This is a genomic window from Methylobacterium haplocladii (assembly GCF_007992175.1).
GTDB classification, from domain to species: Bacteria; Pseudomonadota; Alphaproteobacteria; order Rhizobiales; family Beijerinckiaceae; genus Methylobacterium; species Methylobacterium haplocladii.
On sequence record NZ_BJZT01000016.1, the window covers coordinates 1 to 7,548 of the forward strand.

Below are 7,548 nucleotides of genomic sequence, written 5' to 3' on the forward strand. Positions count from 1 at the left end.
TCTTCCACGGAACCGGAGCAGCGAAAAAGCATCACCGTTCGCTGCGCTTGCCGAGCGACGTGTCCGGGCTCTCGGCTTTCACCGGCTTGCCGTCCTTGCCCTCCTGCCAGCGCCCCTGCGCCTTCAGCGCGTCGGCGACCTCGCGGGGCATGTAGGATTCGTCGTGCTTCGCCAGCACCGTATCCGCGCGAAACGTACCTCCGGTGTCGAGCGTGCCCTCGGCGACGACGCCCTGGCCCTCGCGGAACAGGTCGGGCAGCAGGCCCTTGTACTGTACCGGAATCGTGCCCTTGGTGTCGGTCACGGCAAAATCGACGGTCTGGTCGGGGCCACGCTTGAGCGAGCCATCGAGGACGAGGCCGCCGAGCCGGAAGCGGGTGCCCGGCGCGACGCCCTGGGCGGCGACCTCCGCGGGCGAGCGGAAGAACACGATCGCGCCGCTCATCTGCCAGAGGATCAGCCCGACGGCGACGGCGAGGACGCCTCCGCAGGAGGCGATCAGGGTGAGGCGGCGGCTCTTTCGGGTCACGGTTCCGTCCCGGTGCGTCGGCACTCCACACGCTGAGGGCGAGCGAGCCTGACGTCGTTCTAAACTATTGCCTCCGGTTTCCGACGCCCCGGCCGCTGGGTCAAGTTTTTGGGGCGGGACCGATTGTCAGGGGCAGGGACGCGTCAAGGCTTGGCTGCAACGGTCTTGAGGTCGAGGTCGCGCCCGAGTGCGTCGAGCCGCTGGACCGCGCTCCTGTCCGCCGCGAGCGCCATGCGTGCCCGATCGAGGGCACCGGTCGCGGCGTCACGATCGCCGAGCGCGGTGTAGGAGCGCACCAGCCGCATCCACTCGTCGGCGCTGCCGCCCTTGGCGGCGAGGCGGCGGTCGAGTCCGGCCACCATGCCGCGGATCGCCTGCTCGCGCTCCTCCGGGGGCATGGCCTGGATCGCGGCAGCGGGCGCCCCGCCCGACTCCATGCCCGGCGAAGCCGGCGCATCCGACGGCATCATGGCCTGGGCCGGAGCTTCCTCCGGCGACGGGGTGGTACCACCGGCATCGCCCTGGCGGCCGGGCTCGGCGAGGTCGAGTTCCTTCGCCTCGGCTTCGAGGCGGGCGAGGGCCTGGGCATCCTGGGCCAGGGCCGTGCGGCCGCGGCCCAGGGCCTCACGCGCCTTGTCGCGCTCGCCGAGCGCCCCGTAGGAGCGCACCAGCCGCATCCACTCGTCGGCACTGCCGCCTTGCTGGGTCAGCCGTCGGTCGAGCCCCTCGACCATGCCGCGGATCGCGGCCATGCGCTCGTTCGGCGGCAGCGACTGGAGATTGGCGGCCGGGCCGGCGGCAGGCTTGGGGTCGTCCGGTTTCGCAGCGGCGTTGGCCTCCGCCTCGGCCTTCGGGGCTTGGGCGGAGGGCGCAGCCTCGCCCTTCAGGCGGGCCAGGTTCGCGCGCACCATCGGCATCCAGGGCGCGTCTTCGGGACCCTGGGCGGCCAGAGCTTCGAGTCGCCGGGCGGCGGCGGCGTCATCACCGGCGAGTTCGTCGCCGCGGGCGAGATAGAACTGGGGCTTGGCCGTCTTCGGATCGAGCACCAGCGCGCGTTCGAACAGTTTTCGCGCCTGCGGCGAGACCGCGCCCTCGCCAGCCGCGACCAGGGCCTCGCCCCAGTTCGCCAGCCGCTCCGGGTCCTCGCCCTGGATCCGCACCAGCTGCTCGAAGGCGCGGGCGGCATCGTCGAAGCGGCCGAGCCGCATGTAGACGGGGGCGATGACGGCCCAGCCGCGGGCATCGTTCGGGTTCGAGGCGAGCTTCGCCTCGACTTGGCCGATCGCCTTGAGCACGCCCTCGCCGCCCTGCTGCGCGGCCTTGCGGTCGGCATCGGTCTGCGAGGGGAGGTTGGGGGAGCCGTAGAGTCCGTAGACGACGAGCGCCACGAGCGGCACCGTCGAGAGGGCGAAGGCGGAGGCCGCGCGGCGCTGGCGCAGATGCGGCTCGGCGATCGGCGCGGCGTCCCCGGTCCGACCCTCGCGGCTGGCGCGCAGCAGGCGGCGGGCGGCTTCGGTGCGGGCGGCCTCGGCCTCGGCGGGGCCAATCAGGCCGCGGCCGAGGTCGCGCTCGATCTCTGCGAGCTGGTCCTCATAAAATCCGGTCTCGGTGGCGAGACCGGCCTCTCCCGTGGTGGCCGGCGTCGCCTTGCGCCGGCGCGCCAACGGCCAGAGGAGAGCGAGCACGGCCGCACCGGTCATGATCGCCAGGATGAACCAGATCGCCGTCATTACAGTCCAGAAAGCCGCGGACCCATCGCTGCCGCAAATGCGGACTTAACACAGGTCATACGGCGCGTAACGGCGGCGGATTGGAGCGGTGGTCGCGTTGCGTTGACATGAACCGGCGGCAACTTCGCTCGACGAGCCCCTAGAGGCTGTTATGGACCTGCTGCCAGTAGAGCGGCCTTTTTGAGCATGAGGCAGACGAACGCGACGATGTGCAGGTCTGCCAGCGTGCTGGCGTAGCGCTCGTAGTCTTTGACGAGGCGTCGGAAGCGACTGGCCCAGGCAAAGGAGCGCTCGACGACCCAGCGCCTGGGCAGCAGCACGAAGCCGCGCTTGACCTCGGACAGCTTGACGACTTCCAGTTCGATGCCGTGTTCGCGTGCGGCCGTGGCCGGGTTCTCGCCGGTGTAGCCCTGGTCGACGAAGGCGATCTCGACGCTGTCGTCGGTGGCGGCCTGCACGGACTTGGCCAGCCGCCCGACCTGGGCACGATCATCGGCATTGGCCGGGGTGACGTGCAGGGCCAGAAGGTGTCCGAGCGTGTCGACGGCCATGTGCAGCTTCGAGCCCTGCTTGCGCTTGGCCCCGTCGTAGCCGGCCCGCTCGCCGCTCTCGGGCGTCGCGCGTAGCGTGCGGCTGTCAAGGATGGCAGCGGTGGGATCCGCCTTGCGCCCGGCGGCCAGACGCAGCACGGCGCGAAGATCCTCGGCCAGTTGCTCGAAGCAACCCGCCGCATGCCAGCGCTGAGACTGCTGATAAACCGCCGCCCAGGGCGGCAGATCGTTGGGCATCCAGCGCCACGGTGCGCCCGTTTTCACAACGTAGCGCAGCCCGTTGAACACCTCGCGCAGCGGATGCTCGCGCTGGCCCGCGTCCTCGCGCACCAGCGTCAGATACGGCGCGACCAGCGCCCATTCGTCGTCGGAGACGTCGGAGGGATAGGCTTTCCGGATCAGGCTCATGCCTGAGCATCTGAGTCACCGGCCTGAGAGGTCCATAACAGCCTCTAGCGCTGCGCCGTCACCGCCGGCGCGTCGCCGGGCACCTCGAGCACGGCGCGCAAGCCCCCGAGCGTCGCCGCTTCGAGCCGGAAGCGGCCGCGATAGAGCGCGGCGAGGTCGGCGACGATGGAGAGGCCGAGGCCGGAGCCCGGCTTCGACTCGTCGAGCCGCCGCCCACGAGCCAGCACCGCGGCGCGATCCTCCTCGGGCAGGCCGGGGCCGTCGTCCTCGATGGTGACGAGGAGCCGCGCAAAATCCTGCTCGCCGACGGGCTCGGCCGTAATGGCGACGCGCCCGTTCGCCCATTTCGAGGCGTTGTCGACGAGATTGCCGACCATCTCCTCGAAATCCTGGCGCTCGCCGCGGAAGCGCAGGCCCTCGGGCACGTGCACCTCGTAGGCGATGTCCTTGTCGCGATAGATCTTGCCGAAGGTCCGCACGAGGCCGGCGAGCGCCGGCTCGATCTCGGTGGAGGTGCCGAGCGTGCCTGCGAGCGCGGCGGCGCGGGCGCGGTCGAGGTGGTAGTTGACCTGGTCGCGCATGACCGCGGCCTGCTCGCGGATCTTTTCGGCGAGTTCCGGCGGGGCGTCGCTCGCACTGACCTCGTTGACGATGATCGAGAGCGGCGTCTTGAGCGCGTGGGCGAGGTTGCCGACCTGGGTGCGGGCGCGCTCCAGGATCTCGCGATTGGTCTCGATCAGCAGGTTGGTCTCGCTCGCCAGCGGCGCGATGTCGTGCGGGTACTCGCCGGGGATGTGGTGCGCCTCGCCGCGCCGGATGGCGCCGAGTGCCGCCCGCAACCGCTTCAGCGGCGCGAGGCCGAAGCGGATCTGCAGCAGCGCGGTGAGCGCCAGGGAGAGGCCGAGCAGGCCGAAGGTCACCGAGAGCGAGAAGCGAAAACGATCCACGTCGTTGACGATCTCGTCGGCGGGGCCGGCGACGCGCACGGTATAGCGCCCCTCCTGGCCGACATCGACGTCGCGCTCGACGATGCGCAGCAGCCGGTCGTCCTGCCCATGGCCGTAGCCCTGGCGGATCTGCCCGATCGTCGCCGTGCCGGCCTGGTCCGGCCCTTTCAACGGCACGCCCACCAGGGAGCGCGAGGTTCGCAGGTCCCGCGGCTTCGCATCCGGATGCCCGACCTGCCAGTACCAGCCCGACAGGGGCAGGTCGAAACGCGGATCGCCCAGCGCAAAGGAGCGCGCCTCGGGATCGTTCGGGCTGACGAGATCGGTGGCGAGGTTGTTCGCGTAGACCAGCAACCGGCTGTCGAAGGAGCGCTCGGTGTTTTCACGATACAGTGTCGTGAGGATCCAGGCGGCGATGACGAGGATCGCCGCGCTCGACAGCAGCGCCGACACCGCGAGCCGCACGCCGATCGAGCGACGGCGCATGGGCAGCCAGGAGAAGCGGTCGGTCATGGGCGCGGGTCAGTCATCGCTGAATTGTGTAGATTGATCGGCCGGCTTATGTACACCGCCGACGAGCGAGGTAACGGAATGGCCCTGCACATTCGCGACAAGGAAGCCGACCGGCTGATCCGGAAGCTGGCGGCTAGCAGAGGTATCCCGCTCACGGAGGCCGTAAAATCGGCCGCACGCGACGCTTTGGAGCGCGACGCGAAGACGCCCGATCTCTGGGAGCGGCTGCAACCCTTGCTCGACAGCGTCGCGGCGCGAGGATCGACGGGCCTTGAGGCCGACAAGGCATTCTACGACAGCCTGAACGACGAGTGATGTTCGTCGACGCTTCTGCCCTGGTGGCGATCGTCACGCGTGAGCCGGACGCGTCCACTTTGGTCCGTCGAATCCAAGAGGCCGCCGAGCCGATCACATCGCCACTCGCGCTCTACGAGGCCGCGATGGCCATCAGTAGGAAGATCAAGGGCGGTCCGCGTGCTGCCAAAGACGATCTCGGCTCCCTCCTGGCACTCGTCGGTGTCCGCGTCGTGCCGATCACACCGGAGGATGCCGACCAAGCGCTCGCGGCTCACGAGCAATACGGCAAAGGAGCAGGCCATCCCGCTCGCCTGAACATGGGCGATTGCTTCGCCTACGCCGTCGCCAAGGGCCATGGCGTGAGCCTGCTCTACAAAGGCGAAGACTTCATCCACACCGACCTCGGCGGCATGTGAAGGAGTCACCCCTTCGTCTGCGCCCCATCCACCAGATAGCCCAATCCCCGCACGGTCTGGATCAGGTCCACCGCCAGCTTCTTCCGCAGCCGCCCCACAAACACCTCGATGGTGTTGGAATCGCGGTCGAAATCCTGGTCGTAGAGGTGCTCGGTCAGTTCGGCGCGCGAGACCACGCGGCCGGTGTGGTGCATCAGGTAGGAGAGCAGGCGGTATTCGTGGCTGGTGAGCTTGATCGGGTTGCCATCGACGAAGACGCGGCCGGAACGGGTGTCGAGCACCACCGAGCCGCAGGCGATCTGGGAGGTGGCGTGGCCGGCGACGCGGCGCAGGATGGCGCGGACGCGCGCCATCAGCTCCTCCATGTGGAAGGGCTTGGTGACGTAGTCGTCGGCGCCGGCATCGAAGCCGTCGACCTTGTCCGACCAGCGGTCGCGGGCGGTGAGGATGATGACGGGGGTCTTCACGCCGGCCCGGCGCCAGTTCTGCAGCACGGTGACGCCGTCGGTCTTGGGCAGGCCCATGTCGAGGATGATGGCGTCGTAGGGCTCGCTCTCGCCCAAGAAGCCGCCCTCCTCGCCGTCGAAGGCCTTGTCGGCGACGTAGCCGGCCTCCTCCAGCGCCTTCACCACCTGCCGGTTGATGTCCCGGTCGTCCTCGACGACGAGCAGACGCACCTCAACAACTCCCCGATTGGCGCCGTCCCCACGGCGACACGCTCACGTTACTGTCCATGCACCTGACCGGACTGGGCGTCCACCATCACCTGAACGAACTGACCGTCGCGCCGGAGCGCCGTGAGCACGTAGACGAGAGCGTCCTCGTGTCGGCACAGGCTGGCGCGCTGGATCTCGGAGCGCGGATAGGCCTGGCGTGCGGCCCGGATCGCGGCGATTGGCGCGATCACGCGCTTCTCGGCGACGGATTCGCGCATGTCGGCCGGCGAGAGGCAGCTCTCGACCCTTGCAACCGGCTGCGCCTTGGCCGGGGCAGGCGCCTCGGTCTCTTCGGCGAGCGTGCCGACGGCCCCCGTCGCGATCACCGCGACGGCTGAGACGGCAAGCAGCATGGCGAGCGCGTGATGCATGGTGCATCCTTGTCCGGCCAAGCCACTGAATGCGTGCTGAATGGGCGTCGCCATCCGGGATCTGAGAAGGTTCATCCACCTGCGCCGTGTCCAAGACTCGACATAAGGTCGCCGGGCCTGGACGGTTCCATGCCGCCGGCGCGGCCCGGGTCGGATCCACGAGGCACGCGGTCGTCTTGGCATGCGGCCCGTTCACGCATCGGCGCCGAGACGTTCGGCGAGCCGGTTCAAATTGGCCCGCAGTGCGGAGCTCGCGAGGTCCTGCAGGTCGACATGGTCCAGAGCGGCCTTGCGGAGGGCCAGCACCGAGAGATCGAAGGCGGCGCGCGCCACGCGCAGCCGGCCGGCGGCGGCCGCGCGGCGAACGCGTGTGCGGCCCTGCGGTCGCCGGGCCGCATCGGGCTGCTGGCGCGTGAAGAAGCGGGTCATGCCGGTGGTCTCCGGGTCGGTGGGCCATCAGGACCGGCCAGCCAGTGGGCGTCGCCCAGCCGGCGCAGGATCTCGTCGAATTTCTCGCGCGACCGCTCGTCGCTCCGGTCGACACCGCGGGCGATCTCGCTGGAGAGCCGGGTGAGGTCTTCGAGCACGCGGGTGCGGCTCTCCAGCGCGGCCGCGACGGCGGCGTTGGTCTGCGAGGCGCGCTCCAGAGCCGTCGCCGTCGTGCCGGTGTCCTCGATCCGGGCCTCCAGCGCCCGCAGATTCTCGCGATGGAGGTGGAGGCAGGCCAATCCCAACAACACCGCGACGATCCAACCGGCGCCCCCATCGGTGAACAGCAGGCGGATGGCCTCCAGGGCGATCTTGTCCACGGCCCGCCTCCGCTGTTCGGCGCGGCGCGCCAGACCGATGGGTCCGGCGCGCCGCGGTCGTTGGTTCAGGCCGCGCCGGATCGGCGCTTCAGCGCCGCGTCGAGTCCGGGCTTCAGGGTGTTGCCGGCATTGGCGGCCTCCTCCAGGGTCAGACCCCGAAAGATCTTTTCGGCGAGGCCGGTGGGGCCGCCGGCCGCCCGGATCAGCCAGGCCGGGGCCTGATCGAGCGCCCGCTGCACGGCGCGGGCGATCACGGCCGAT

The 7,548-nt window shown here is 69.9% G+C and carries 10 protein-coding genes and 1 pseudogene; 2 read left to right on the top strand and 9 right to left on the bottom strand.

Annotation, left to right across the window (positions count from 1 at the left end; genetic code table 11):
- Positions 1–31: 31 nt before the first annotated feature.
- The 4 genes from ccmE to MHA02_RS08910 form a co-directional block, all read right to left on the bottom strand.
- On the bottom strand, positions 32–529 hold the full coding sequence (gene ccmE, locus MHA02_RS08895) for a cytochrome c maturation protein CcmE (protein WP_147078293.1): 498 nt from the start codon (positions 527–529) through the stop codon (positions 32–34).
- Between the two features lie 143 nt (positions 530–672).
- A complete protein-coding gene (gene ccmI, locus MHA02_RS08900; protein ID WP_147078294.1) occupies positions 673–2,259 on the bottom strand; it encodes a c-type cytochrome biogenesis protein CcmI in 1,587 nt (528 codons plus the stop codon).
- Between the two features lie 149 nt (positions 2,260–2,408).
- Positions 2,409–3,218: an IS5 family transposase gene (locus MHA02_RS08905; protein WP_147078295.1), complete on the bottom strand. Its 810-nt coding sequence runs from the start codon at positions 3,216–3,218 to the stop codon at positions 2,409–2,411.
- A gap of 44 nt (positions 3,219–3,262) precedes the next feature.
- Positions 3,263–4,678, bottom strand: a complete 1,416-nt coding sequence (locus MHA02_RS08910; RefSeq protein ID WP_147078296.1) for a sensor histidine kinase — start codon at positions 4,676–4,678, stop codon at positions 3,263–3,265.
- A gap of 78 nt (positions 4,679–4,756) precedes the next feature.
- Here MHA02_RS08910 and MHA02_RS08915 point away from each other — a divergent pair, with 78 nt between their 5' ends.
- A complete protein-coding gene (locus MHA02_RS08915) occupies positions 4,757–4,993 on the top strand; it encodes a type II toxin-antitoxin system VapB family antitoxin (RefSeq protein ID WP_147078297.1) in 237 nt (78 codons plus the stop codon).
- On the top strand, positions 4,993–5,391 hold the full coding sequence (locus tag MHA02_RS08920; RefSeq protein WP_147078298.1) for a type II toxin-antitoxin system VapC family toxin: 399 nt from the start codon (positions 4,993–4,995) through the stop codon (positions 5,389–5,391). The genes MHA02_RS08915 and MHA02_RS08920 overlap by 1 nt, the downstream gene beginning before the upstream one ends.
- A gap of 5 nt (positions 5,392–5,396) precedes the next feature.
- On the opposite strand, the gene MHA02_RS08925 is transcribed toward MHA02_RS08920, so the two are convergent.
- The 5 genes and pseudogenes from MHA02_RS08925 to MHA02_RS08945 all read right to left on the bottom strand — a co-directional run.
- Positions 5,397–6,068, bottom strand: a complete 672-nt coding sequence (locus MHA02_RS08925; RefSeq protein WP_147078299.1) for a response regulator transcription factor — start codon at positions 6,066–6,068, stop codon at positions 5,397–5,399.
- Between the two features lie 47 nt (positions 6,069–6,115).
- Positions 6,116–6,478: a PepSY domain-containing protein gene (locus MHA02_RS08930; RefSeq protein ID WP_147078300.1), complete on the bottom strand. Its 363-nt coding sequence runs from the start codon at positions 6,476–6,478 to the stop codon at positions 6,116–6,118.
- A gap of 192 nt (positions 6,479–6,670) precedes the next feature.
- Entirely contained in the window at positions 6,671–6,907 is a 237-nt protein-coding gene (locus MHA02_RS08935; protein WP_147078301.1) for a hypothetical protein, read from the bottom strand.
- The gene (locus MHA02_RS08940) at positions 6,904–7,287 is read right to left on the bottom strand and encodes a hypothetical protein (RefSeq protein WP_147078302.1); all 384 of its coding nucleotides are present in this window, start codon (positions 7,285–7,287) and stop codon (positions 6,904–6,906) included. The genes MHA02_RS08935 and MHA02_RS08940 overlap by 4 nt, the downstream gene beginning before the upstream one ends.
- Before the next feature lie 65 nt (positions 7,288–7,352).
- Positions 7,353–7,548 (bottom strand): annotated as a pseudogene (locus MHA02_RS08945) (hypothetical protein); the annotation flags it as partial.

Bases quoted from the DNA above. Each gene is read 5' to 3' on its own strand.
- ccmI (WP_147078294.1), bottom strand. From the start codon at position 2,259: ATGACGGCGATCTGGTTCATCCTGGCGATCATGACCGGTGCGGCCGTG.
- MHA02_RS08905 (WP_147078295.1), bottom strand. From the start codon at position 3,218: ATGAGCCTGATCCGGAAAGCCTATCCCTCCGACGTCTCCGACGACGAA.
- MHA02_RS08910 (WP_147078296.1), bottom strand. From the start codon at position 4,678: ATGACCGACCGCTTCTCCTGGCTGCCCATGCGCCGTCGCTCGATCGGC.
- MHA02_RS08915 (WP_147078297.1), top strand. From the start codon at position 4,757: ATGGCCCTGCACATTCGCGACAAGGAAGCCGACCGGCTGATCCGGAAG.
- MHA02_RS08920 (WP_147078298.1), top strand. From the start codon at position 4,993: ATGTTCGTCGACGCTTCTGCCCTGGTGGCGATCGTCACGCGTGAGCCG.
- MHA02_RS08930 (WP_147078300.1), bottom strand. From the start codon at position 6,478: ATGCATCACGCGCTCGCCATGCTGCTTGCCGTCTCAGCCGTCGCGGTG.
- MHA02_RS08935 (WP_147078301.1), bottom strand. From the start codon at position 6,907: ATGACCCGCTTCTTCACGCGCCAGCAGCCCGATGCGGCCCGGCGACCG.